Origin of the sequence: Fibrobacter sp. UBA2449 (assembly GCF_002342555.1) — a bacterium.
In the GTDB taxonomy this organism is placed as follows: domain Bacteria; phylum Fibrobacterota; class Fibrobacteria; order Fibrobacterales; family Fibrobacteraceae; genus Fibrobacter.
Window position 1 is genome coordinate 87,311 of sequence record NZ_DDQF01000008.1, and the last position, 26,830, is coordinate 114,140.

A 26,830-nucleotide genomic window follows, 5' to 3' on the forward strand; every position below is an offset into this window, starting at 1 on the left:
CAAAAATAGCGACCAGCAGGTCGCTATAAAAAACATACATCTCCATATACCAAATTGGAAGAAGGCCTACCTATTCCTTGTTCCGCTCACGCGGTAGCGGTACTCGCGTCCGTTTTTCTTGACGCGGACAAATACCGCCTGCTCCTTCGAATCGAAGTAGAGTCTCGGTTTCTGCGAATCCACACCACGCTTGCCCGTAAGAACCGGGTTAACCGTCGTCGAATCGTCCCCGGGGCCTACCGACGTAGAATCGTCGGCTACGGTGTACCACTGCGCATTCTCGATACTTGCGGTCGCGTCGGTCGGGGGCGTCGTGAGGTTCGCGCCGTAGTTCGCATTGTTCAGCATGCCGTCGTCGACCATGCCGTAGAACACGCCCTTCGTAAGTTCTTTCGTGAAGTTGTTCTCGAGGTCGCCTCGCAGCTGCGCCGTGCCGGAAAGCTTCTTGCCGTTTACCGCCCACATCACGCCATAGACCTGCGCGTAGTCTGTCACGGTGGTGTTCACGATAATCGAAATCGCACCCACCTTCGCGTGCCCGCTGATGGCACCGCTCACGAGCCATGCGTCTTCTTCGAGCACGGCATCGTCGGAGATTGTACCCGCGGTTACGAGCGCACGCCCGCGGACAATGGCGTTTCCGCTAATCGTCCCGCCATTAATGACCGCGAAATCCTCGATTTGCGCGTTTCCCGAAATCGTACCGCCGTTCACGACCGCATCGGGGCCCACGTACACGCTCGCATCTACCTTCGCCTTGCTGCTCACGAGGCCTCCGCCGTTGCTATGCTGCTTGTAGCCGCTCGCATTCGCGGGCTTCCAGAAATCCTTGTTGTAGCCTTCGGGAGCGCCGTTTTCTACTTCGATCATGTACGGGTAGCGGTAAATGCTGTAGTAGAACTGGTCCCAGAGAATCGTCTGCATCTCGGTCGGCGTTGCCGTCACGGCCAGCCACAAGGCCTTGTCGTTATCCTTCGTCTCGATTTCCAGGTTGAATCCCGTACCGTGCTTCATCTCGCTGTAGCGCGGCGTGCCGTCCGAACCCTCGGCGACAAGCCCGACCGTCCAGCCCGAAGCCGGGTCCGGCAACGCATCCGGCGCGTAGTTGCACCACCTGTACGTCTTGCCCATGTAGTAATCCGTATTGTCGCCAAAACAGGTGTAGCCGTTCACAGTCGGCTTATCCTGCACGATTCCGCGGAACTTGACCGTGACCTTCCCCGCCTTTTCGGGGTAGATGCGCACCAGGTTGTAGCCCCAACGCTGCGGTGCCCAGTAGGAGGGCGAAATGTAACGGTCCGCGCACGCCTCGCCCGCCGTACATTCCATCTTGTTCAGCATGGTCACGCGCGGGTGCCTGCGGTAATTGTCGCCCCAGCCCGAAGCCTCGCGCCTCGTCGCAAATTCGTAATCGCCCCAGGACTTCTTGTACAAGGCCTTTTTCGCGGGCGTATATTCGAGCGTCGCGTTCTTCATCGCAAACTTGCCGAACTGCTGGTTCAAACTATCGAGCGACCAGCCGTAAACCTTCATCATGGCCGTAAACGGAGTCTGTTCCATGCGGCCGGCTTCCCCATCGCGGATGGATTCCATCCATATACGGTTCACCTCGTGCGCGCCCTTATTGCCGCCGCCGAATTCCTCCTTGAGGTGTTCGAAGAACTGCCAGTTGCAGTAACGGTCACGCGTAGAGCCGTAGTAGAGGAACGGGTAGTTGATAAGGTATTCCGCGCAGTGGGCGTCGTTCGGGTTGTACTGGTGCGCCATCCAGTTTGCGTGGCATTCTGCAAACCAGCCCGAATGGCTGTTGTTGCCCATCCAGCCCGCCACTCCCTGCAGGCCGTGCGCAAACTCGTGCGATGTACCCCAGTAATCCTTGAGGGAGCCCACGCCAATCCACATGCCGGGCCCGTATTCGCCGTTCAGGCCCTTCACGTAGTCCTGCCCGCCGTAGAGCGCCGCCATCACGGAGTTGTCGAACACGTAGATGTTGCTCTTGAGCTTCCTATCGGGGCTACTCGGGAACGGGAGCATCCATCCGAGCGAATCGATGTAGAACGAGAAAACCTTCTCGAGCGACTGAAGCACGCCCTGCGCATCCGCCGTAGGGATAGACACGTTGTTCGCCTGCCCGTCATCCGTCTTGGGCTTCTTGCAGACCTCAAAATGCTCCGATTCGGCAATCAGCGTAAAGCCGTTGCTTGCGCACTGGTTTACCCACTCGATGGCCGCGGCGTTCGAAACCACCCCTGCCACGGCAATCCCAACCAACATCCTGTTCAATTTCATTGCGTACTCCAATTAATACCGCACAAAAATCCCGACACACCCGCGCCGGTTAATACTGAATTTATCCTTTTTTGCGCAAAAAAAGAAGGGCTCCGGAATATACCGGGCCCAAAAGCGTGTAAAATCCGTGCAGAAACTACTGGTTGCGCCCCAGTTTCTTGAAGTCGGGGGTGAGCTTCGCGCAGGCGCTGTCCTTCGGAGCGCTGCGGTACAGCACGAGTTCCTTCTCGAAGAACCCCTTCGTAGAGGCGCTCACGCTCCACTTGCTCCCCGCGGGGCAATTTTCCAGCAGGACCTTCGAAACCGCAGTAAAGCGGCCGCCCGTTACCTTGTAGTCAAATGCGCTTGTCGATAGCGAGTCGGGAATCTGCAGGGCCGCCGCATTGCCAACCGCCTTGCTCTTCGCGTAAAACGCCTTCTGGGCTTCCATGTACTCGACAGCCTTCTGCTGCATTTCCGCGATGGAATCGGAAACCGACGCAGCCTTCACCGTCTCGTGGCAGCTGCGAACCGCAAATACGGCAACCACGACCCCCAGCACCACGGCGCAGGGAAGCGCAATCTTCTTGAGCGGGACATTCCCGACCTTCGCGAGGATTTCACGCAAGGATTCTCTAGACTCCTCCGAGGCGGCCTCGCCCGTTTCCCACTTGAGTAGCTTGAGCGCCACGAGCACATGCACGAACTGTTTCGGCAACGCAAGCCCCAGCACCGCAATCACGAGCAGGACAATCGCAATCACCATAAATATGGCAAGGGCGCTTTCGGCAGACGGAAGCAAGCCCTGAACCTCCTTAAGGAGCGACAGAAGCTGCTTGTCTTCGGCAAAGTTCTGCGAGGCGAACCGGCCCGTAAAATTGTTGTAGCGGGCAAGTCCCAGTTTCACTCCGTCAGAAGCCATCACGAGGACTGCCGAAAGCAGGCGTTCCAAAAAGAGGAACACCATGCCCACAAGCGCAATCACCGAGGCAATAAGCCTTGCTGTCCGAACCGGAGTCAAGCCTCTCATTTAGATATCCCTACCAGCTGGAGAGCCACTTTCTTGGCTGTCGTGAAGTCCGCCTTGCCCGTTCCCAGCTTAGGCACCTTCTCCACCGCAAAGGCGGCAGACGGCAGCATAATCGGCGGGAACCCGCTCGCGCGCAGTTCAGCAAGAACATCCTTCGGATTTTTGTCCCCCTGGTACAGGAGCACGATTTTTTCACCCTTCGCGGAATCGGGGACCGTCGTCACCACGTAATCGCATCCTTCGAGCACGGGCGTATCCTGGATTTTCTTTTCCACGGCTCCGAGGCTCACCATCTCGCCACCGAGCTTGGCAAATCGGCTGTAGCGGTCCACAATCGTGAGGAAGCCGTCCTCGTCGAGGTAGCCCTTGTCACCCGTACGGTAGTAGCGTTTGCCGTTAATCATCGTAATCACGCTCTTGGTGCGTTCCTCGTCCTTGAGGTAGCCGACCATCACCTGGCAACCACCGATAAGGATCATACCCGCCTCGCCCGTAGGCAGGGGCTCGTTCGTATCGGGGTCCACAATCAGGAACTGCGAGCCCGGGAGCGCCATGCCCACCGTACCGGGCTTGTTGTTCACCTGCATAGTCATGTAGTCGCTGTGCAGGTTGTTCTCGGTATTGATACTTGCCACCGGGGCGGTCTCGGTACAGCCGTAGCCCTCGTAGATTTCCTTACCGAACTTGAGGCGGAACGCAGTAGCAAGTTCGGGGCGCAGGGCTTCGGCACCGGCGATAATCAGGCGCACGTACTTGAGTGCCATCGGGTGCACGTAGCGGCTAATCGTAAATGCACGCAAGAACGTCGGGGTCGCCACGAACGCAGTCACGCGGAATTCCGCACAAACTCGCGCCATCGTCTTCACGTCGGTCGGGTCTGCCACGGTTACAATCGGGCAGCCTTCCGTGAGGTTCAAGAGCGTCGTCACCGTAAGGCCAAAACTGTGGAACAGCGGGAGTTCCGAAAGCATCACGTCGTTGCGCGTCACGTTGAAAATACAAGCCAGCTGCTGAATATTGCCCATCAGGTTCCGGTGGCTGAGCATCACGCCCTTCGGGGTACCCTCGGAACCCGAGCTGAACATGATGGCCGCGATATCGTCGAGCTTCACGCGCTTGCGGAAGCAGAGCTTGATAAGCCAGCTCGGCGCAATCACGCAGAATACGAGGTAGAATGCAATTTTTGCCTTCGGGATTTCTTTCATGAAATCCTCGGCATAGAACAGGCGCAAATTCTCGCCCGCAATCTTCGAGTAGTCGTTTCCGCGCAGTTTGAGCTTTTCGACAAACTGGCGGCTCGTAATCACGGACTTCACATCGGCGCGGGCGGCACAGAACTTTACGTTGTCCACAGAGGAGGTGTAGTTCAGGTTCACGTTCGTCTTGCCCAAGAGCCAGAGAGCGAGGTTCACGATGACACCTGCCGGAGAAGGCGGCAACATGATGCCCACATGCTTCTCATCGGGGCCGAGAATCTTCTTCAGGTGCCTGCTAAATGCGACCACCGCGCCCATCAGTTTGTAGCCAGAGAAGTGCCCGCCGTCGGGATTGTAGATGGCAGGGCCGTTCTTCACGTATTTTTTGTAGGTGCGAATCCAGCTGTCGCCCACCGGCTTCACGAACGAGACCGCGTAGTTCCAGGCATCGATGGAAATCTTCCTGATAATCGTGCGGACTTCATTGGCAGGCGTATTCGCCGGGATCGGTTCGCCAAAGGCAACCGTCACCGCGCGGTCGGCAGATGCACCGAACATGTTAGAACTGCTATAGCTGTAGTTCGAACCCCAGAGGCCCTGGGTGTAGAACGGCACGACAACGGCGTCCGTCCCCTCGACAGCCTTAGAATAGTCGATGCTGAAGGGTTCCACGTGAGGCGACCTCGAAACTTCGCCCGTCGGGAATATCACCACGGCGTGGCCCGCCAGGAGCCGCTCACGAATTTTCTCCATGGCTTCTTCCGGATGGCGATTGTCGATACGAATCATTCCGAGTCGTTTCAACATGGCTCGCAGGTACCACTTCTCGAAATGGTCCTTGTTGCTAGCGATGCACAGCGGGCGCGGGCAGGCCATCTGCACCATAGCCCAGTCAATAAAGCTGTGGTGGTTACCGACCAGGAGCACCGGACCGTCGTTCGGGATATTGCCCACGTTGAGCACGCGAATCTTGTAACGACTAAACACCAGGCGCAACAGCGAGCGGACAAGCGCCTGCGGAAGGTTCAGAATGGACCAGTAGAACACGCCCACCGAAATGAGCGCGAGGCCGATAAAGTAATACGACGGTTCAAGAGACGTGTAGCGGACCAGCGAGGAATAGATGAACAGGAACACCACGAGCACAAGGGCCTGTATCATGTTCGCAAGCGCAATGACCCAGCCCGAATTGTTGGGGCGGGTGTTGTACTGCAAGAGCGCGTTCACCGGAACGAGGAACATGCCACCGAAGATACCGATTGCCGTGTAGAGGATAGAGAGCGCCACTGGATGCACGAAGAACGGGATAAGGAACATGCAAAGCGATGCGCCAATCATGCCAAGCGGCACAAAGCCCGTCTCGATGAAGTCCTTCGAGTTATGCGCCGCAATGATGGACCCCACCACGAGGCCCACGACGGCAAACGCGAGGTAGTTCTGCATGGTGTTGACCGTCTGCGAACCCGAAACATCCTGGAACACAAGCAGGAACACCTGTGCAAGAGCCCAGAACATTGAGAGAGCGATAATGGAGGCACGGAGTGTGCGGTGACGCCAGCCAAAGCTCAGGCGGCGGCGGGCAACGGAGAACTTGATGTTCTTGTCGTTGTACTTGACCTTCGGGATAAGGAAACTAGCGACCGTACCGAGCACGCTCACCGTAACGAGAATCCAGGGAATCACGACCGACTTTTCGATAATGAACCCAACCGCCTCATAGCGGATTAGGGCATTCAGGTCGATAAGGTTCACGCCAACGATGGCAAGCCAGCTCGAGGCGATTATGCCAATCAGGGAGAAAATCTGGAGGAACGCGTTCGCGTAGCTCAAGTGGTGGACTCCGAACATTTCACGGATGATCGCGTACTTTGCCGCGCTATGGACCGCAAAACCCGAAGACAGGCCGATAGAAAGCCAGAAAGCCACTCGCGGGCAGTTACAGGTGACAAGGACCGCCTGGGCGATAACAAACAGCGTCATGAACAGGGAGGACCACGCGAGCACCTTGTTCTTCGAGAATCGGTTCGAGAAGAAACCGGCGGGCCAAATCATCAGCACGTAAGGCGCGATGAAGAAAATCTGGAGCATGAACGTCTGCCAGGTCTGGCCGGTGGTTGCGCTCGTAAACGAGCCCGAGAGAATCTTTTGGGCATAGATAAACACGCCCATCTGAACAAACACTGTCGCGAGAATCGATAAGAAATAGCGGACAGAACCTTTAACTTTCCACATGAAAAACCCTTAATTTGACCTGCGGGGGCTTTTCCCCGCAGGATTACAATTCGGGTGTAAATTTAGAAAATAGCACGTTTTGCCTCAACGGCGAGGCATCAAACGTTCGATTTCATCGGGCTCTTTCGGGATATTTTCCGAAATATTGCGGAATCCGCCCTTGGTTATCAGCAGGTCATCCTCGATGCGGATGCCGATTTTTGCAAAAATGCGCTTGCCGCGGAAAACACCCGAAAATTCGCCATAGAGTCCCGGCTCGCAGGAGATAAGCATTCCGGGTTCAAGGGTGACATCGAGCGAACGGGAACCGGGGTCGCCCTCGTGAATCTGTTCCCCGATAAAGTGGCTCACCCCGTGCGGCCGCCTGTCGTACAATAGTTTATACGAACCCTTCGCGCCGCGCACCAGCCGCGTTTCGAGTTCCTGCATGATAAAATCCCAGGGGACATTCCCGATTTCCCTCAGCGACACGCCCGGGCGCACGAACTTCTGGTATTCCCTCGCCGCATCGAGCACAATCCGGTAAAGCAGCTTCTGCAACGGATTGAAGCGCCCGTTGACAGGCAAGGTGCGCGAAATATCGCTGTGGAGCGACCCGATTCGCACGCCGAAGTCCAGGAGGACCATCTCGCCTGCACGCAGGGGCTCGTCGTTTTTCACATAATGCAGGCAGCAGGCGTTCTCCCCGCAAGCGCAGATCGTCGGGAACGCAAGGTCGCCGTCGCTGTGGCGCTGCATCTCGTAGTCGAGCATGAGCGAGAGGTCGCGTTCGGTACGGAGCTCGCCAAAACGCGAAAGCACTTCGCGAAACGCCCCGTCCGTCACCTTCTGGGCCGCCTCCGCATCCACAATGCGTTCCGGTTCCAGCGGCAGACGCAGTTTCCAGTGCAGCGGAGCCGCACTCCGGAGCACAACATCCATGCCGCGCAAGGCCTTGAGCATCGACTTGCGGAATCGGTCGTTGTGGTCGTCGCGGAACTTTTCGAAGAAATACGCATAGGCATGCCCACCCTTCGGGAGCCTCGTCGCCCGCATCGCAATCTCGTCCCAGAGTTCGGATTCGGGACGCACGTCGGCAATCCCCGTCACCTTCCGGACCCCGCTATCGCCTTTCAGGAAACCGAGACGCCTTCCGTTCCAGAACTCCCTGAACGGGTCCTTCGGGGGCACAAACAGAATTTCCTCGTCCGTCGCAGGGTCCAGAAGCAGGTAGCAACCCGCCTGGTTGATGCCCGTGAGGTAAAGAAACGCCGGTTCCTGCACAAACTTGTTCCAAGTCTGCACATAGGCCTCCTCCGAGCCCGGATCGGCCGGTATTCCGGCAAAGACGCAGAACGAGTCGAGAGCCTTCAACATGGCCCTACGGCGTTTTTTGTACAAATTTTTGGAATTGTAGCGCGGGGAATCGATAAAAACCTGCGAATAGGGTCGAGAAAAAGCCTTTGTTGCCATTTTTTCCTCAGGAAAAGTAAAATTTCGCCATAAATTTACCATTTTAGCGCTCTTTCCGTTTCAAATTATTATAGATTTTAGGCATCACAGACTAGAATGGAGCCTGAACAAATGTCACTTACAAAAAAATGGAAAGTTATCCTTGCATCCCTTTCGTTCGCACTCTTGACCGCATGTGCCGGCTCCTCCGGTGGCGGTAGCGAAGGCTACAGCGGCGATGACGGCGATGAAGCCGCATCTGTCGAAGGCGGAAGCAGCAGCAAGCCTTCCAAGCCCAAGGAAGTTATTGACGAAAACAAGCTGAAGAAGACCGAAGACGAAGCCATGGCCGCCAACGAAGAGAACCATAAGCTCCGCAAGGAAATCTTCGATGCCAAGAACAAGTTGGGCATTCCGGTGGAACGTCCCGACGCCGAGTAGGCCATTTGGAACATTATTCCATCTCAGATAACCTGAAACGCATGATTTCGGGTGAGAACGAAACGGTTTTCCGGTTGCTGGAGAGCCGTTTTTGTGTTGAGATACTCACGCGCATGCACGGTCTCACCATCCGCGAAAAGGAAGGGGCTGACACAGCAGGCCTCCTCGCCGTGCTCGACCAGCTCAAGATAGCGGCAAGGAACGGGAACCCGCTTTCGGCAAGCGACGTTTCGCGCCTTCTAGGTGCAACCTCGCCCGCCGTTCCCCCTCTTGGCGAATTCTCGTCCGCGCCCGTCCTCCGGAACAGGTTCGGGGTCCCGGTCGCCGCGAAAACGCGCGCGCAGGCCGAGCTGATACGCGCGGTCGGCGAGAACGACATCGTTTTTGCGAAGGGTCCGGCGGGCACCGGCAAGACCTTCCTCGCGGTCGCGCTTGCGGTTGCAAGCCTCGAAAACCACGAAGCCGAAAGGATATGCCTCGTGCGACCGGCCGTCGAAGCCGGAGAATCACTCGGTTTTTTGCCCGGCGACCTCAAGGAAAAGATCGCCCCCTACCTGCGCCCCATCCACGACAGCCTCGCCGAGCTGCTCCCGACCGAGAAACTCCGCCGCTACGAGGAAACCGGCGCCATCGAAGTCGCCCCCCTCGCCTACATGCGAGGCCGAACGCTCAAGCGGGCATTCATCATCCTCGACGAGGCCCAGAACACGACCACGGCCCAGATGAAGATGTTCCTCACGCGTATCGGCCCCAACAGCAAGGCCATCATCTGCGGGGACACATCCCAGGTCGACCTTCCCGCCGCCCAGGAATCGGGACTCGAGCACGCCATGAGGATCCTTTCCGGAATCCGCGGCATCGCACGAATCGAATTTGAAGCAACAGACGTCCTGCGCCACCACCTGGTAAAAGACATCCTGCTCGCCTACGAACAAAGAGATTCAAAGGAAAAGAGAAAATGAAGAAGAAGCAGAAAAGAATCCATCTCGCTATCGGTTGGTTGCTGATAACGGCACTTGCCATCCTCCTTTTTCCCGACAAGAACATCGCGCTACAAGCCGAACACCCGCACCTCGGGCAGCTGAGCACCCGCACCATCGTCGCAACGCTCAATTTTGACATTCCCAAATCCCAACAGGAAATCGAGACCGAACGCCAGCGCGCCGAAGAAAAGGTGAATGCCATCTTCGGGTACAACACCGACGAGACAAACCGCATCAGCGAGGACCTCAAGCAATATCTGCACAAGCTCGCCCAGTACGGCTACCTCCAGTCACAAATCAGCGCTAGCGGAGCCAATAACGAAAGCAACGATTCCATACAAAAGAAGGTGCAGCAGGCAAGCCGCATCTACGAAACGCTCAAGCAGAGAGTCTCCATTACCGCCATCCGTCCGCTGAGCCAGAACGCCAAGGCCCGCGACTCCCTGTTCGCCACATTCAACCGCATGCTCGAAAAGGGCGTATCGAACACGCTCATAGCGAAAACCGAAACCGAAGTCCAGCTTTTCAACAACAACTACAACCTCCAGAATACAAAGTATATCATCTACAACAAGCCGACCGTTTCGCTCATCAAGGATAGCGACGAAAGCACCGTTGAAATCAGCGAAATCCAGCCGCTGCAACGAAGCATCGAAGAAGCGTTCAACCAGCTACAGCGTGCCTTCCCTACCGAGCAAGCGCTCCAGAGCGCATTCTACGAAGTCCTGTACGTATTTACGCTTCCCAACGTGTTCTACCTCGAAAAGGAGACTCAGGCGCGCAAGCAAGAAGCGAGGAACAAGGTCACCCTCATCAAGGGCATGGTCCCGCGCGGCGTGGAAATCGTCTCGCAGGGCACCCCCGTCACCAAGGAAATCCTCGAAAAGCTCGAAGCGTTCCAGCAGGCCCAGCAGAAAGAAGAGAACGCGCGCACCCTCACGGCTCCCTATGGCCAGGCGCTCGTATTCTTCGTCATCATTTCCGTATTGTTCGCGTTTTTCGCGTTCTCATCCGCGACAAAATCCCTCAAGACGCCGAGACAGCTGTGGAGTCTCATGGTCATCCTGGCGCTTCAGCTCGTCGCCTACTGGATTGTGCACAACTTCTCCGGCAGTCTCAGCAAGCTGGAAATGGTCGTCATTCCCGAAGGCATCGACTTCATGTGGGTATACCCCTTCGCAGTCGCCCCTGTCATCGCGATGGTCCTCTACGAGCAGCGCGTAGGGATTGCCTTCTCCGCGTTCTCGGCCATGTTCTTCGGCATCCTCAACGGCTATGACCTCGCCGCAACGATTACCGTGTTCGGAGTCCTTTCCATCCTCACCCAGCCGCTCGCCCGCATCCGCTACCGTATCCAGTTCGTATGGTCCATCATTGCAGGAATCGTCGCGCTCGCAGGCGCCATCTGCATCATGTTCCTGCTCAGGAACCGCATGGGCGGCATTCCCTTCTACCAGACGCTCATCGCAGGCAGCGTGAACATCATCATCTGTTCCGCCATCGCCTCCGTGCTGTTCATCCACCTTATCGAACGCATCTTCGGCATCACGACCGTGCTCACACTCATGGAGATGTCCGACTTCAACCGTCCGGCACTCAAGCGTATCTCGGAGCTCGCCCCGGGCACGTTCCACCACAGCATCCAGGTTTCGAACCTCGCCGAAAAAGTCGCAGACAGCATCGGTGCGAATTCGCTCCTGGTACGTGTCATGGCGCTCTACCACGATATCGGCAAGACCATGCGCCCCGAATACTTCACCGAGAACCAGAAACAGGGCGTGAACCCACACAATAACATCGAGCCCGACCAGTCCGCAAAAATTATTGTAAGCCACGTGGAACAGGGTGCGGTGCTGGCCAAGGACTACAAGATTCCCGACCTGGTCGCCGCAGGCATCACCGAGCACCACGGGACGACACTCATCCAGTACTTCTACCATAAGGCCGTCGAAGCCGCCAAGGAAGAGGGAAAGACCGTCGACGAGTCCGTTTTCCACTACAAGGGTCCCAAGCCCCAGAGCAAGGAAACGGCCATTCTCATGCTTGCCGACATCATCGAAGCAACAAGCCGCTCCATGACGGACCAGAACCCCGAAATTCTTGAATCGATGATCCATTCGACCATCCACGGCAGATTCGACGAAGGGCAGTTCAGCGAATGCGACCTCTCCATCAAGGAGCTCTTCAAGCTCGAGAAGGCGTTCATGCACAGCCTTGACGGCACATTCCACACCCGCGTCAAGTACCCCGGCCAGAAATAGCCCCGAGCATCCAAACGGACTGCCCAGGCATCCAGAAGAGTATCCCCGCAGCAGGCGGGGATTTTTTTGAAAAAAAAAGAAGAAAAAGCGCCCTTTTCACTTGACAAGGTGCAATATCATTTATATATTTGGCTCGTTGACTGATTTATCGGTCAAAACCACTCTGGGGTGGTAGCTCAATTTTGGTTAGAGCACCGGCCTGTCACGCCGGAGGTTGCGAGTTCAAGCCTCGTCTATCCCGCGAAGAAGTCCTCTCGAAAGAGAGGACTTCTCGTTTATTGAGCGAAGTGAAACAACCGCCCCCAGCCTCCCAAAACTAAATTTCACCTCCCACGTCCTCATTCAAGGCAATCGCTAAACACAGAAAAGCCCGCGCAGTGCGCGGGCTCTGAAACTTTGCATTACTGCCTAGGGCTATCTTTTCTTCTTTTTCTTCTTGCCCTTCTTGTCGGCCTTGGCGGGCTTTTCCTCTTCCTTCGGCTCTTCAGCCTTCGGAGCCGGCTTCGGAGCATTGCCACGCAGGTCCTTCATCTTGAAGGTGACATTGACTTCGGCAGTTTCGACCTTGGAGTAGACCCCACCCGGATCCTTCACCTTGAAGGTGAATTCATCGAGGCCGGAGAATCCGCGGTTCGGCGTGTAGGTGAAGCTACCGTCGCGTTCGTTCAAGTCGATTTTGCCGTTACGCGGACGCTGCACCAGCTGGGCAGACACGGGCTTTTCGCCATCGGCATCGGAGACGCCTGCGAAGAGGCCTTCGGAAGCAGGAACCTTGAGAGTCTCGCCTTCCTGGACCATGTAGGTCTGGCTCTTTGCCACTGGCGGGTCGTTGACGGCCGTCACCGTGAACGTAGCCGTCTTCGAAGCCTTCGCGCCATCCGGGTCAGACACCGTGAAGGTGATGCGTTCCGGCTTGCCGTTCCAGTTCTCATGCGGCTGGGCTACCGTAATCGTCCTCTTGTACTTGTCGTGTTTCACGTCGAGGAACTTGTTTCCGGTCCAGCTCCACTTGAGCTCTTCGTTCCTGTGGTCCTTGTCGCGAGCATACTGGTCAAGCTTGATGACAGCGATTACGCCGCCATGGTCATCTTCCTTGATGGTGTAGTCAGGAATGTCGCGCATCACGGGGACTGCATTCACATGCTTCACCACGAACTTCACGACAGTCTTGTCCATGCCACCGGCTGGATCCTGGGCCATGAACACAAGCGTTTCTTCGCCAAACCAATCCTGCTTCTTGGGCTTCACGACAGCCTCGCGGCCACCGGAAATCATCACATCGAGGAACTTGGCTCCCGTCACCTTCCACTTGATTTCGTGAGCCTTGTGATCGGGGTCGGATACATACTGGTCGAGTTTAATCGGCTTGAAGGACTTGCCTTCGAGCGTTTCCTGGCCCGGAATTTCCTTCACGACCGGCGGATCGTTAACCGGCTTCACCGTAAACTTAACATTGACGGAAGCCTTTTCGCCCGACGGATCAAATACGTTCACGGTCACGGTTTCGGTTCCGTTCCAGAACTTGTTCGGAGTTTCGCAGGTCAGCACGCCCTTGTCGCTAATGTTGAAGATGAGCTCATGCTTCACAGGAGCCTCTTCAGGTTCGGCATGCTTGTGCTTCTTGTGCTTCTTGGCAGGGGCTTCCTTCGCACCCGGCTTGTCGTTGTCGAGCGTCCACTTGAGCTCATCGAGCTTGTTATCCGGATCGCTAACGACCTTGCTGAAGTCGAACGGCTGGAACTGCCTCTTTTCTTCGATGACGAACGGCTGCACCGGCTTGAGCGTCGGCGGGTCATTCACCGGGGTCACCTCGAAGGTCGCGTTCGAAGATGCCGTAGCACCGGAAGGATCCTTCACAGTGAACGTGATGGTTTCCTTGCCGAACCAGTTCGGATTCGGGGTCACAACCATCGCGCGGCTGCCCTTGATATCAACCTTCAACTGCTTGTTGCCAGAAACAGACCACTTGAGTTCAGACGGCTTGTTATCCGGGTCCTCGGCAGCCTTGGAGAGGTCGACAGGCTCGAAGCGTTCCTTTTCCTTGATCTTCTGACCGGCAATACGCTTAATGGTCGGCGGGTCGTTCACCGGAGTCACCTCGAAGGTAATCTGCACGGATGCCTTCGCGCCTTCCGGGTCAATCACATCGACCTTAACCTTCTCGGTACCGCTCCAGAACTTGTCCGGAGTCGTGACCACAAGTTCCTTCTTGCTGTTCACGGATGCCTTCAGCGAGCGGGTAGAACCCACCTCAAACTTGAGGGCGCCAAACGCATGGTCCGGGTCAGAAACATACTGCGAGAGTTCAATGGGCTTGAAGTGTTCCTTCTCCTGGATAGACTGAATAGGAATCGGCTTGATGACCGGAGCGTCGTTCACGGATTCCACGAGGAAGTTCGCAGTCTTCGAGGCCTTAGCGCCTTCCGGGTCGGTGACCGTGAAGGTCACGTTGCGTTCACCATGCCAGTACTTGTCGGCAATCTTGATGTGGGCGATGTTCCTGTTGTCGATTTCTACCTGGAAGTCATCAGCCGGGGCGGGTGCCGGAGCGGCTTCTTCTTCCTTCTCTTCCTTGGCGCCCTTCTTGCCCTTCTTCGCATGCTTCTTGGACTTCTTCTCCTCTTTCTTGGGAGCAGGAGCCGCAGCGGCCTTGGCAACCGTAGCCGTCCAGGTGAGCTGTTCGGGCTTGTGGTCCGGGTCGCGGACAAACTTGTTCAGGTCGATTTCCTTGAACTGTCCCTTTTCCTTGATTTTCTGGTCCGGAATATCCTTCATTTCGGGAGAGTCGTTCACGGAGGTAATCTCGAAGGTCACCGTCTGCGACGTTTCTGCGCCGTCCGGGTCCTTCACAATAAGCACCATCGTCTCGGGTGCGCACCAGAAGTACTTATCCGGAGCAGAGACGGTAAGGATGCGGCTCGGGGAAATTTCAGCCTTGAGCTGCTTGTTGCCCGAAACCTTCCACACGAGTTCGTTCGGCTTGTTATCCGGGTCCTTCACGTATTCGTCGAGCTTGATCTGCTTGAACTGTTCCTTTTCCTTGATCTTCTGATCAGGAATCTTCTTCGCGAGCGTCGGCGGGTCGTTCACGCGGGTCACCTCGAAGGTCATCTTGTGGTTGGCAGATGCACCTTCCGGGTCGGTCACCGTGAAGGTGAGCATTTCGCGGCCGGACCACTGCGGATCGGGCACGGAAACGATTACCGTGTTATCCTTACGCATGTCGACCTTCAGCTGCTTGTTGCCGGAAACAGTCCACTTGAGCTTGGATGCGGCGTGGTCCGGGTCATGAGCAAGGTTAGAAAGGTCGATGGTCTTGAAGCGGCCACCCTCGCGGATGGTTTCGCCCTGCGGGGCCTTGTCCGAAATCTTCGGAGAGTCGTTTATGGAGCGCACCTCGAAGCGGGCGGTCTTCGAAACCTTCGCGCCTTCCGGGTCGGTCGCGGTGAACGTGATGTTTGCCGCACCGTTCCAGTACTTGTTCGGAATTTCGACGGTTGCCACCTGGTTTGCATCAATTTTGACCTTCAGGGTTTCACCTGCAGGAGCCTTTTCTTCTTCCTTGGCTCCCTTCTTGCCCTTCTTGGCGGGCTCGGCACCGGCAAGCTTCGCGGGCTTCACGTCAAAGCTCCACTTGATTTCAGAAGCCTTGTGGTCCGGATCCTTCACGAGGTCGCCAAGCTTGATCGTCTGGAACTGCTTCTTTTCGTCGATGGACTGGTCCTTGAGTTCGCGCACGAATTCAGGAGCGTCGTTCACGGATTCCACGGTGAAGGTAACGGTACGGCTGTCGGTTGCGCCTTCCGGGTCGGTCACAGTGAACTTGATTTTCTCGGAGCCGTGCCAGTTCGGGTTCGGCTGCGTGACAGTCACCTTGTGGCTGCCGTCCATCTGCACCTTGAGTTCCTTCGCACCTTCAATCTTCCACTTGAGCTTGTTCTTCGGGTGGTCGAGGTCTTCCACAAAGTTGTCAAGTTCGATAGGCTTGAACTGGCCCTTTTCCTTGATGGTCTGGTCGGCGATATCCTTCATTACCGGCACGTCGTTGATGGACTTCACGGTGAAAGTCACCATCGTCTTGGCAGAAGCGCCTTCCGGGTCGGTCACGGCGAACGTCACCTTCTCGGTACCGTTCCACATCTTGTTCGGGGTCTTGACGGTAGCCTTGCCATCCTTGCTGATATCAATCTTCAGTTCCTTGGTGCCGGTCACTTCAATCTTCAGCTTCTCGAACGGATGGTCCGGGTCCTTGATGATGGAAGCGAGGTCAATCGGAGCGAATTCCTGCTTTTCTTCGATGGTCTGGTCGTCAATCTTGCCGATGGTCGGGGCGTCGTTCACGGAGGTCACGGTAAAGAGGGCCGTGCAGGTAGCCTTGCCGCCTTCCGGATCTTCCACCTTGAACGTAATCTCTTCCGCACCGTTCCAGTTCTTGTCCGGAATCACGATGTGCGCCATGCGGTTCTCGACCTTCACGGAGAGCTTCGGGGTGTAACCCTTCGGAGCACCCTTTGCGCCCTTCACGTCGAAGCTCCAGGTGAGTTGTTCGGGCTTGTGGTCCGGGTCGTTCACGATGTCAGCGAGGTTGATAATCGCAAACTCGCGCTTTTCGGGAATGGTCTGGTCCTTGATGGGCTTCGTGAACACCGGCAGGTCATTCACGGATTCCACGGTAAACTTCACGCTACGGCTGTCAGCAGCACCTTCCGGGTCGGTAACGGTGAACTTCACTGTTTCTTCGCCATGCCAGAACTTGTTCGGGGCGGTGACCGTCACCACGCGCTTGCTGTCCATCTGGACCTTCAGGTCCTTGTTGCCGGAGAACGTCCACTTGAGCTTGGAGTTGTCGTGGTCCTCGTCCTTCACGAAGTCGTCGAGGGCGATGGTCTTGAACTGTTCCTTCTCCTTGATCTTCTGGCTCGGGATATCCTTCATCACCGGCACGTCGTTGATGGACTTCACGGTGAACACGGCGTCGCTCTTGGCAGAAGCGCCTTCCGGGTCAGTCACGGTGAAGGTCACCTTCTCGGAGCCGTTCCACTTGGCATCCGGAGTCTTGATGGTCGCCGTTCCGTTCTTGTCGATATCAATCTTCAACTGCTTGTTGCCAGTGACCGTCCACTTAAGGTCCTTGAATTCGTGGTCGGCGTCGCTTGCAAGTTCAGCAAGGTTCACGGAATTGAACTGCTGCTTTTCTTCAATCATCTGGTCCGGAATCTTCTTGAGGGTCGGCACGTCGTTCACGGAGGTCACGGTGAACACGGCCTTCGAAGAAGCCTTCGCGCCTTCAGGGTCGGACACGGTGAACGTGATTTCTTCGGCACCGTTCCAATACTTGTCCGGAATGCTAATCTTGGCAACCATCTGGGCATCGACTTCAACCGTAAGACCGGCGTCTTTCTTCTTGGAGCCAGCGGCAGGCTTCACTTCGATATTCCAGGTAAGATCGGAATTCTTGTTATCGAGGTCGCGAACCATTTCGCCAAGCTTGATGGGCTGGAACTGTTCCTTTTCCTTGATGGTCTGCGGCTGCACCTGCTTCACGAATTCAGGAACGTCGTTCACAGATTCGACCGTGTATGTAGCAGAACGTTCGTCAGTAGCACCCTCCGGGTCGGTCACCTTGATGGTGAGCGTCTCGGAACCGTTCCACTGCGGAGAGGGCGGAGTCACCTTCATCACGCGGTTGGCATCGACGCTAACCTTGAGTTCGTGGTTACCGGTGATAGACCACTTGAGTTTTGCCTTTTCATGGTCAAGGTCCTCGACATACTTATCAAGTTCAACAGGCTTGAACTGGCCCTTTTCCTTGATAGTCTGTTCAGGAATATCCTTCATGACCGGAGTGTCGTTGATGGACTTTACCGAGAGTTTCATCGTGGTCTTCGCCACTCCCCCATCCGGGTCAGTCGCCGTGAACGTGAGCGTTTCGGAACCGTTCCAGAGTTCGCTCGGAGTCTTGAACGAGACCTCGCGGGTCTTCGCGTTGATGTTGACCTTGATATCCTTGTTGCCGGAAACTTCGACCTTCAGCTTCGAAATGTCGTGGTCCGGGTCGGAGAGGAACTCGTCAAGAACGATGGAGGAGAGTTCAGTCTTCTCTTCGACTTCCTGGTCCGGTATCTTCGTGAACACCGGCTTGTCGTTTATGGAAGTGACGGTGAGGGTAACGGCCTGCTTGATGGAAGCGCCTTCCGGGTCGGTGCAGGTGAAGGTCGCGACAGCAGAGCCGTTCCAGTACTGGTCCGGAATTTCGATGGAGGCCACGTGGCTTTCGTCGATATTCACGTTGAGCGTGCCGGATTCCGGTTCCTTGCCCTGGTGCTTCACGTCGACATCCCAGGAAAGTTCGGAATTCTTGTGGTCGGCATCCTTCACGAATTCATCGAGCTTGATCTTTGCAAACTGCTTCTTCTCGTCAATCGTCTGGTTCGGAATCTGCTTGGCAAACTCGGGCTTGTCGTTCACGGAGTTCACCGTGAAGCTGGCCTCGGATTCGGCACAAGCGTTGGCCGGGTCGCAGACCTTGAACTTGAGCGTTTCGGAACCGTTCCAGAACTTGTTCGGAATACTAATGGTTGCAACACCGCCGGCGATCTTCACCTTCAGGTCCTTGTTGCCGGAGACTTCCCACTTGAGCTGTTCCATCTTGTGGTCGGGGTCCTTCACGAGCTGCGAAAGCTCAACCGGCTTGAATTCCTGCTTTTCCTCGATTGTCTGTTCAGGCACATCCTTCGTGAATTCCGGCGGGTCGTTGATGGACTTCACCGTGAAGGTGGCCTTCGTGCTAACAGCCGCACCAGCGGGGTCGGTCGCCGTGAAGGTCACTGTCTCGGAACCGTTCCAGAATTCGTTCGGGATCTTGATGTTCGCAGTACCGTACTTGTCGATATCGAACTTGAGGTCCTTGTTGCCCGCGATGGTCCACTTGATCTTCGACACGTCGTCATCGACATCGCTCACGAAATCGGTCAGGGAGATGGACTCGAACTCGTTCTTCTCTTCGATGGTCTGGTCAGGAATCTTCTGGAGTACCGGCGGGTCGTTGATGGGCTTCACTGTAAAAAGGGCCGTCTTCTTGTCGCTCGCATACTCGCCGTCAGTCGCCGTAAACGTAATCTTTGCAGCACCATACCAGTTGGTATCGGGGATAATGATGGTCGCCACGCGCTTCGGGTCGATTTCCACATTCAGGTCGCCGTCGGCTTGATCCTTACCTGCCGGTTGAATGTCGAATTCCCAAAGAATCTGGTCCTTCGGGTGGTCAGGGTCGGTCACGAAATCGTCGAGCTTAATCTTCGCGAACTGCTTGCCTTCGTCAATCGTCTGTTCGGGAATGTCCTTCATCACCGGCGGATTGTTCACGGACTCGACAGAGAAATTCACCGTCTCAGAACCAACCGCACCCTTCGTGTCTTTCGCCTCGAAGGTGATGTCTTCGGAACCGTTCCAATACTGGTCCGGCACCTGGAGGTTCGCGACTCGGTCGGCCGAGATTGTCACCTTGATACTCTTGTTGCCCGAAACGGACCACTTGATCTGCGCAGGCTTGTCCATGTCATCGGACACATAGCTGTCAAGCTTGATCGGAGCGAACTTGCCACCTTCGTTAATCGATTCGCCGGGAATCCCGTTCACAGACGGAGCGTTGTTTTCCACAGCCGGAGCGGAATCGGACGATTCCTGCGCTATAACAACAGAAGCCAAAATTCCAGCCGATGCCAGAAGGGCTGTTACAGGCCAATTCTTTCTATTCATCATTCAATATCTCCCTTTATACACTTACACAAGCAATCCATCGCTTTTGTCGCGAAACAAAAACAAAACACGCTTGCCATATCATGCGTGATATCGGCTCCAAATATAATGTATTTATTTTACAAAAATCGCGTTTTTTCGCAAAAAAAAGCATTTTGCTTTAACAAAAAAAACGAAAAAACGACATAACTCGTTGATACTCAACAAGTTAGCCCTCAAAAACGAGGTCTTCTTCCAACTTGGAATAGTGAGGTAAATCTTCATCCGGTCCTGCATCCTGTTTTTATTTAGTTCCCCATCCCGTTTTTACAAAAACTTTACATTCAATCGGGACAAAAAGTTCCGAAAATTAACTTTCCGAGTTGACGAAACAATGACAACACGAGTGCAAAAAATTATCTTTGCCTCAAACAACAAACAAAAGCTAGGACTAAATATGAAATTCGTATTCCTCTGCGACGCCAACTACCTCAAGGGCGACCTGGTAAACTTCGTGAACAACTTCCCCACCAACCACGAGCTGGTGACCATGACGAGCGATGACCTGCTGCAGTCCAAGTCCGTCATGGAAGGAACCTTCGCCATCCTCGCCGAACGCGCCACGTGGCAGAAGAACTTCAGCCTGTTCCGTTACTTCGGCCTGCTCCCGATGCTCGAAGTGCTCCCGCTCGGTGTCGTTTCCCGCGGCCGCCGCGGCGAACCGCTCAAGGGCAGAAGCCAGAACAGGAACCAGGAAATCTATTTCAACCCCTCCGCAAGCCCCGAAGAACTCTACATGCAGGTCGACAAGTTCGTTGCCGCCCCGCCTAGCGGATTCTCGTACCCGAGAGGCTCCGCAAAGGTCTAAGCCCCCATGCAGCGGGAGGTTCTCGACTACCTGTACGCTCAGGGCGAGTTGGTGCTTGCGATATTCCCCGGAAATCCGGCACCGCGCGAAGCCCTCGAAAAATATGCGCTGGCCCTGAACGCTGGCGCATCTTTTGTTCTGTTTGACTACAGCAGAAGCAACAACGGGAACACGGGTATCGCGCTTGCGGATCTCTACACGAGGGCCCTCACAAACGATGAACTCCAGACTTTGCAGGCAAAGGCCGCAAGTGGCCTTGTGTTCGGCGGCTTCAGCGCCCCTCCAAACTCGGAAGAAAGCTTCAGGCTGTTCTACCGCAACCTTCAGCAAATCAAGGCCATCACGCCGCACGTTGTCGGCCTGTTTTCTGGCAAGTCCACGGAAAACATTGACTCCAATCTGGTCCATATCGCAAAGCTGATTTTAATCGGGTGCGAAAATGCAGATGACGCGAGCGCGCTCGTCGAAGACAGCCCCGCATTGCAGAAAGGATGCATTCTTTGGCTCAACGACAAAGCCCCCGACAAGAAGCGCTTTCCCAGAACCTTCAAGGCCGTCCGGCGTGGATTTTCCAAGTATATGCCGGCAAAGCTTACCTTCGGCGAAAACCCGCAGGCCTTCGCCGAAAATACAGCCTGGATTCTCAAGGGAGAAATCCTCCGCAAGAATCCGATGGACGGCATCCCGAAGCTATTCTGCATCCTTTTCCCGCTGCTGCTCGTCGCGGCCATCCTGCTCCCCTTTATCTACCCCACCAATGTAGATGCAAGCCACTCCAACATGCGCGACCGTATTCCCGAAAGGAACAAGATTGCCATGGCCCCGTCGTTCGAATACACCTTCGACGGCAAGGAGAACCTGTGGCGCATCGCACGCTACGCCCTGGGCCGATTCAACGCAGTCATTTCCAACGAAAAGATGATTCGCGACTACCTGGACGAAACCATTCAGGAGAACGGCTACAAAGGCGGAGGATGGGAAAAGAATATCATGGGAGTCCCGCCGCAGGGAACCGTCATCAAGTTTACAAGGCCCACGGACCAGGCCAATTCCTCGGCAGATTCCATCGGCGCGGCATGGAAATACTGGACATCGATTTTCTCGGACAGCATCGCCTACATCACCGAATTCTATCACGAACGCGCAACCAGCCAGAACCGCAAGCACAACGGCATCGATGTCGCCGGACGCCAGGGCGCCCGCATCCTTGCCCCCTTCTCCGCAAAGGCCTTCACCAAAAGGGATGAACGGGGCGGAATCGTTATCGGTCTCGTCCGCGAAAAGGACGTGATGCTGTTCATGCACTGCGACCAGCTCCTTTACCTCGACGGGCAGGAAGTCATGCAGGGCGACCCCATCGCGACTGTAGGCATGACGGGCCACACCACGGGACCGCACGCGCATATCGTAACCGGGCTCGTAGACAAAAGGGGCGGGAGCCGCATCGGCAACGTTTCGTACAAAGTAATAGACCCGATTACCTGGTACTACAAGTTCAAGCCAACCAGCAGCAGATAGCCCCCTGTGACAGCAATCACGCGAGCAAGCAACCGAACCCGTGACGAGCGTCACGGGCAATCTTTTATTTTTCTTTTTTGCCCGCCAAGTAAGTAAATAATTACAAATTCACCATCGCCAAGACGTCCGCATTTAAATAACTTTGTTTTCAGTTTAGGGATAGAAGGGAATTGGTAATCTTTAAGGAGATTTATAAATGAAGTTTGGATATGTGGCCTCCCTACTTTTTTCTGCAGCACTGTTGGCCGGCTGCTCTGGAATCAAAACACCTTCGGCGGATCTCGCCAGTCACGACTCGCGTCATGACATCCCCGCTATCGACCAGATGATTGTCGATATGAAGCAGGACTACATTCAGGCATGCTACCTGCCGGTCGCCAAGAGGGAACCGCCCGTCAATGCCTGCCAGACGGAACTCTTCCAGATGCTCGAACGCCGTTACCACCACGACTACACGCAGAGGCACGTGGACATGGCGAGCAACGACCTCTTCTTCAAGGACGTGAACACGAGGATTTCGGACCTCGTCCGCAAGGATCGCGAAGTCGGCAACGCCGCCCGCAGAGCCTTCAACAGCACTAGCGAGATGATGGCCTACTACCGCGAGGCCTACAAGTTCGAGACGAACTAGGTAAAAACCGGGGTCAATCGGGGTTGCGCAAGACAGCGCGGCCCCGTTTTTCTATATTTGGGCCGCATAAATCAAACTCAAAAGAGACAAAATCATGGGAAAATCACTCTATCAGAAGATTTTTGAAAGCCACACGGTAGCAAAGCTCCCGAGCGGCCAGTGCCAGCTCTTTATCGGGCTCCACCTCTGCCACGAAGTCACGAGCCCGCAGGCTTTTGCGCAGCTCCGCGAAGAAGGTCAGAAGGTTCTGTTCCCGGAACGCACGTTCGCCACGGTCGACCACATTATCCCGACCACCTTCCCGGAACGTAACCGCCCGCTCAAGGACGGCATTTCCGAAGAGATGTTCTCCCACATTGAAAACAACACGAAGAACAACGGCATCAAGTTTTTTGGCCCCGCCACCGCCGAACAGGGCGTGATCCACATCGTGGGCCCCGAAGAAGGCGTGACCCAGCCGGGCATGACCGTCGCTTGCGGTGACTCCCACACGGCAACCCACGGCGCATTCGGTGCTATCGCCTTCGGTATCGGCACAAGCCAGGTGGCAGACGTTCTCGCCACCCAGACGCTCGCCATGAGCCCGCTCAAGACTCGCCGCATCAAGTTCACCGGCAAGCTCAAGCCGGGCGTGACCGCCAAGGACGTGGCACTCGCCTACATCGCAAAACTCGGCGTGAACGGTGGCGTTGGCTACGCTTACGAATTTGCAGGACCTGTCATCGAAGAAATGGGCATGGAAGGCCGTATGACGGTCTGCAACATGGCTATCGAAGGCGGCGCCCGCGTCGGTTACTGCAACCCCGACGAAAAGACTTTTGAATACCTCAAGGGCCGTCCGTACGCTCCGAAGGCCGACAAGTGGGACGAGGCCGTCGCTTACTGGAAGTCCGTGGCTACCGACGCCGACGCCCAGTTTGACGACGAAGTCGAAATCAACTGCGACAACCTCGAACCGATGGTCACCTGGGGCATTACACCTGCTCAGGCCATCCCGCTGAACGGCAACATGCCGAAGATCAGCGAATTCGAAGGCAGCGAAAAGAAGGTCATCTCCGAAGCCTACGAATACATGGGCTGGGAAGAAGGTTCCAAGATGATTGGCCGCCCGATCGACATCGCCTTCGTGGGTAGCTGCACCAACGGCCGCCTCAGCGACTTGCAGGCCGCCGCCGAAATCATCAAGGGCCACAAGGTCGCCCCGACCGTGAAGATGTGGGTGGTGCCTGGCTCCATGAAGATCAAGGTGGAAGCCGAAGCTCTCGGTCTCGACAAGATTTTCAAGGAAGCCGGTGCCGAATGGCGCGAAGCGGGCTGCTCGCTCTGCCTCGCCATGAACCCGGACAAGCTCAAGGGTCGCCAGGTGAGTGCCTCCTCCAGCAACCGTAACTTCAAGGGCCGTCAGGGCAGCCCCACGGGCCGCACCATCCTCATGAGCCCCGCCATGGTGGCCGCCGCCGCCATCGAAGGCTGTGTCACCGACGTCCGCAAGTACATCAAGTAACGCAAGGAGATTTAAAAAATGAATTCTATCGACATTGTTAAAGGTTCCGGCGTTCCTGTACGCGGCAACGACATCGACACTGACCGTATCATCCCGGCACGCTTCCTCAAGTGCGTCACGTTCGAAGGCCTCGGCGACAACGCCTTTGCCGACGATATCGCAGGCCTTGCCGCTCAGGGCAAGGTTCACCCCTTCCGCGATCCGGCCTACAAGAACGGCTCCATCCTCGTCTCGAACCAGAACTTCGGTTGCGGTTCCAGCCGTGAACACGCTCCGCAGGCATTGAAGCGCTGGGGCATCCGCGCCATCATCGCCGAAAGCTACTCCGAAATCTTCTTCGGTAACTGTGTCGCTATCGGCGTGCCTTGCTACAAGGTAAGCCACGAAGTGGCCGACAAGATTCTCGCCTGGATCGAAGCACACCCGAGCGAAGAACTCGTGACGAGCACCGAAAGCCGCACGCTCAAGATGGGTAACGAAACCATCGAGCTCACGCTTGCTGACGGCCCCCGCGGTCAGTTCCTCGACGGTTCCTGGCACGCACGCTCCGCCCTCATGGCCAACGCCGACAAGGTGCAGGAACTCGCTAGCAAGCTGCCGTATATGCAGTTTTTGAAAAATGCGTAAGGCGAGAGTCGCGTTCAAGCGTGCTTGAACATGACCGAGCCCAGCATTTTGTACTTGAGCGAAGCGATAGTACCAGTGACACGCAGTGTCATCCTGAGCGAAGCAACGCTAGTTGCGTAGTCGAAGGATCTAGTCACATTTGGAAAACGTCCAGGTTCAAAGCCTGGGCGTTTTTTTATATTCTTTTTATAATTACTCATAATTCACAAGGCATTTTTGATGACTAGCGATATAAAAAAAAGATTTTTGTTTACAGTGGCTAGCATAATTGTCTTCATTGAAACGATTATTGTCGATTTAATATACATGGGCGATAAAAGGGTGGTAATTTTTCTGCTGATCAGCATCGTTCCCTTTTCTTGGCTTACGTTTGCAATTCTGAAAACAAAAGCAATAAAAAACAATCCGCTTATTATAACCAAGCCCTTTCATTTTCGGGGAACAGACAAACCTGAAGAAAGCTCTCTTTTTTGGAGTATTATAATATTCCAAATTGCGCTTTTCTTTCACTGCATAGTCAGCATCGCACAACTCGACATAGACACCAAAATACTTCCTGTAAGCGTTCTATTAAGCTGGTTTACATTTGGAGCATTTATTCTTTTATGTATAAAAGCTTTTAGACGATGGAAAAGAACAAAGAACCCGCAAGATCTTCTTTTTGACTGGCCTTTTAAAAACAAATTACTGCCGAACAAATTAGAATAAATCAAATCCAATAAAGAAAGACCTTTATCTCTACACCTCGTCAAAATTTTCTCTTTACTTTTTTTAGAAGCGACTTTTCGCCTAATGAATAAAGTGTCATGGTTCGCTATTTCCTAATGCCCTTCGGGTTGGAAATAGGCAGTTTGACACCTTCAGACGCCCCCCCAACAATCCCCCTCTTTGCGGTTCTTTTCCGGCATGTGGCGTTCGGGATCGGCAGAACCCATGCTACGTTTATCACCCTGATTTTAGTTGTAATCCTTTTACAAGGTTGCACAACAATCCTAAACGGTTCCAAAAAAAATGAGCATAACCTCTTCGGAAGATGGTTCTAAAGTAACCGCAATATATGAAGGCAACAAAGTAACTGGGAAAAATCTGGTTGTTATCAAAGCAAAAAAGGAACTGTTACTGCCATCGGAGAAAAGAAGGGGCGACCCGTAAATTAAAGAAGTCCGTGTTCCTTGAGCATTTTCTCGTACCTATCAGCACGGGATTCCGCCTCATCGGCGCGAGATTTCTCTTCATCAGCACGGCGTTCCGCCGCATTGGCGCGTTCACGCTCCACATACACTGCATCATCGATTTCCTGTTGCCAAGTCATATAGCGTTTCCTTGTTTCGTTGTCCGACAGATACCATTGCCGCTGGCGTTCGATGTCCTTTGTTTCCTGGGATGTGGCCTTGTTGGTCGCGAAATATTCAAGATACTCCTTGATTGACTGCTCGGCAACATCCCTGTATTTATTGAATATATAAAAATTTTTGAAGCATAGGTCTCCCAATTCATGCTCAGGGTGCTCTTTTTCCAAGTTCATGAACTTGTAAACAGCCCTACCCCGCCCGAAAATGTCGTCGGGGCAAATGAACATGATATACTGTTCCTTGAGGTTGCGGTAGGATTCTCCCTTGTTCAATGCTTCCGAGTCACACAGCGCCTGGTAGTAACGGGCGCGCTTCGGCAGTTCGTGGGTGTCCTCGATCTGCATCTCGATGTCAAAGGTGCGGAGGATTTCGCCCTTGGGTCCCTGCTCCTTTACAAATACATCGTAGCGGACCCCCTTGTTAAAGGGGCTGCTTTCGGTCGCTTTCTCCGGCTCCGGTTCCTGCAAGTCAAAAATTTTGACGCCGAGAAGAGCCTCCAGAAAGGGCTTTGCGATGTGCTTATGGCTGAACACCAGCGCGAACATGAACCGGTTCGTGATGGGCAACTGTTCAAACGGAACATGGTTCGTATTCTTTTTTCACTCCTCCCACCTACATGCAAAAAAGGCGGGGCTTAGGTTGTTTTTCTTCGCTCATGTGAGCAAGGCAAATATACAATCACTCGAATGTCAAAAGATGACATTTGTCGTTTTTTTTCGAGAACTATTTTAATTGACACAAGAATGGGCGG

16 protein-coding genes and 1 tRNA gene are annotated in these 26,830 nt (G+C 54.9%); 10 read left to right on the forward strand and 7 right to left on the reverse strand.

Features of this window, described 5'->3' with window-relative positions:
* Window positions 1-66: 66 nt before the first annotated feature.
* The 4 genes from B4B27_RS05715 to B4B27_RS05730 form a co-directional block, all read right to left on the reverse strand.
* The gene (locus B4B27_RS05715) at window positions 67-2,289 is read right to left on the reverse strand and encodes a DUF6055 domain-containing protein (RefSeq protein ID WP_290724553.1); all 2,223 of its coding nucleotides are present in this window, start codon (window positions 2,287-2,289) and stop codon (window positions 67-69) included.
* A gap of 136 nt (window positions 2,290-2,425) precedes the next feature.
* On the reverse strand, window positions 2,426-3,298 hold the full coding sequence (locus B4B27_RS05720; RefSeq protein WP_290724555.1) for a hypothetical protein: 873 nt from the start codon (window positions 3,296-3,298) through the stop codon (window positions 2,426-2,428).
* Window positions 3,295-6,726 (reverse strand): MFS transporter, encoded by a 3,432-nt coding sequence (locus tag B4B27_RS05725; RefSeq protein ID WP_290724557.1) that lies wholly within the window; start codon window positions 6,724-6,726, stop codon window positions 3,295-3,297. The genes B4B27_RS05720 and B4B27_RS05725 overlap by 4 nt, the downstream gene beginning before the upstream one ends.
* A gap of 84 nt (window positions 6,727-6,810) precedes the next feature.
* Complete coding sequence (locus B4B27_RS05730) at window positions 6,811-8,220, reverse strand: aminopeptidase P family protein (RefSeq protein WP_349678228.1); 1,410 nt, start codon at window positions 8,218-8,220, stop codon at window positions 6,811-6,813.
* A gap of 69 nt (window positions 8,221-8,289) precedes the next feature.
* Between B4B27_RS05730 and B4B27_RS05735 the strand changes: the two genes are divergently transcribed.
* From B4B27_RS05735 to B4B27_RS05750, 4 genes are all read left to right on the forward strand, one after another.
* The gene (locus B4B27_RS05735; protein WP_173365592.1) at window positions 8,290-8,598 is read left to right on the forward strand and encodes a hypothetical protein; all 309 of its coding nucleotides are present in this window, start codon (window positions 8,290-8,292) and stop codon (window positions 8,596-8,598) included.
* Window positions 8,599-8,603: 5 nt separating this feature from the next.
* Window positions 8,604-9,560, forward strand: coding sequence for a PhoH family protein (locus B4B27_RS05740; RefSeq protein ID WP_290724562.1), 957 nt, complete (start codon window positions 8,604-8,606; stop codon window positions 9,558-9,560).
* Complete coding sequence (locus tag B4B27_RS05745) at window positions 9,557-11,842, forward strand: HD family phosphohydrolase (protein WP_173381465.1); 2,286 nt, start codon at window positions 9,557-9,559, stop codon at window positions 11,840-11,842. Before B4B27_RS05740 ends, B4B27_RS05745 begins: the two co-directional genes overlap by 4 nt.
* Before the next feature lie 165 nt (window positions 11,843-12,007).
* Window positions 12,008-12,083 (forward strand) — tRNA-Asp (locus B4B27_RS05750).
* Between the two features lie 173 nt (window positions 12,084-12,256).
* Here the strand turns inward: B4B27_RS05750 and B4B27_RS05755 are convergent.
* On the reverse strand, window positions 12,257-19,603 hold the full coding sequence (locus tag B4B27_RS05755) for a tandem-95 repeat protein (protein WP_290724565.1): 7,347 nt from the start codon (window positions 19,601-19,603) through the stop codon (window positions 12,257-12,259).
* Between the two features lie 433 nt (window positions 19,604-20,036).
* On the opposite strand from B4B27_RS05755, the gene B4B27_RS05760 reads away from it, so the two are divergent.
* The 5 genes from B4B27_RS05760 (at window position 20,037) to B4B27_RS05780 (ending at window position 24,727) form a co-directional block, all read left to right on the forward strand.
* The gene (locus B4B27_RS05760) at window positions 20,037-20,447 is read left to right on the forward strand and encodes a hypothetical protein (protein WP_173365588.1); all 411 of its coding nucleotides are present in this window, start codon (window positions 20,037-20,039) and stop codon (window positions 20,445-20,447) included.
* A gap of 6 nt (window positions 20,448-20,453) precedes the next feature.
* On the forward strand, window positions 20,454-21,965 hold the full coding sequence (locus B4B27_RS05765; protein ID WP_290724568.1) for a M23 family metallopeptidase: 1,512 nt from the start codon (window positions 20,454-20,456) through the stop codon (window positions 21,963-21,965).
* Window positions 21,966-22,161: 196 nt separating this feature from the next.
* On the forward strand, window positions 22,162-22,596 hold the full coding sequence (locus B4B27_RS05770) for a hypothetical protein (protein WP_173365586.1): 435 nt from the start codon (window positions 22,162-22,164) through the stop codon (window positions 22,594-22,596).
* Window positions 22,597-22,690: 94 nt separating this feature from the next.
* Window positions 22,691-24,100: a 3-isopropylmalate dehydratase large subunit gene (leuC, locus tag B4B27_RS05775; RefSeq protein WP_290724571.1), complete on the forward strand. Its 1,410-nt coding sequence runs from the start codon at window positions 22,691-22,693 to the stop codon at window positions 24,098-24,100.
* A gap of 18 nt (window positions 24,101-24,118) precedes the next feature.
* The gene (locus tag B4B27_RS05780; protein WP_290724573.1) at window positions 24,119-24,727 is read left to right on the forward strand and encodes a 3-isopropylmalate dehydratase small subunit; all 609 of its coding nucleotides are present in this window, start codon (window positions 24,119-24,121) and stop codon (window positions 24,725-24,727) included.
* Window positions 24,728-24,741: 14 nt separating this feature from the next.
* On the opposite strand, the gene B4B27_RS05785 is transcribed toward B4B27_RS05780, so the two are convergent.
* Window positions 24,742-24,864, reverse strand: a complete 123-nt coding sequence (locus B4B27_RS05785) for a hypothetical protein (RefSeq protein ID WP_290724577.1) — start codon at window positions 24,862-24,864, stop codon at window positions 24,742-24,744.
* Window positions 24,865-24,982: 118 nt separating this feature from the next.
* On the opposite strand from B4B27_RS05785, the gene B4B27_RS05790 reads away from it, so the two are divergent.
* A complete protein-coding gene (locus tag B4B27_RS05790; RefSeq protein ID WP_290724579.1) occupies window positions 24,983-25,435 on the forward strand; it encodes a hypothetical protein in 453 nt (150 codons plus the stop codon).
* A 445-nt stretch (window positions 25,436-25,880) separates the two neighbouring features.
* Here the strand turns inward: B4B27_RS05790 and B4B27_RS05795 are convergent, their stop codons facing one another.
* A complete protein-coding gene (locus B4B27_RS05795) occupies window positions 25,881-26,624 on the reverse strand; it encodes an Rpn family recombination-promoting nuclease/putative transposase (protein ID WP_290724581.1) in 744 nt (247 codons plus the stop codon).
* Window positions 26,625-26,830: the final 206 nt, after the last annotated feature.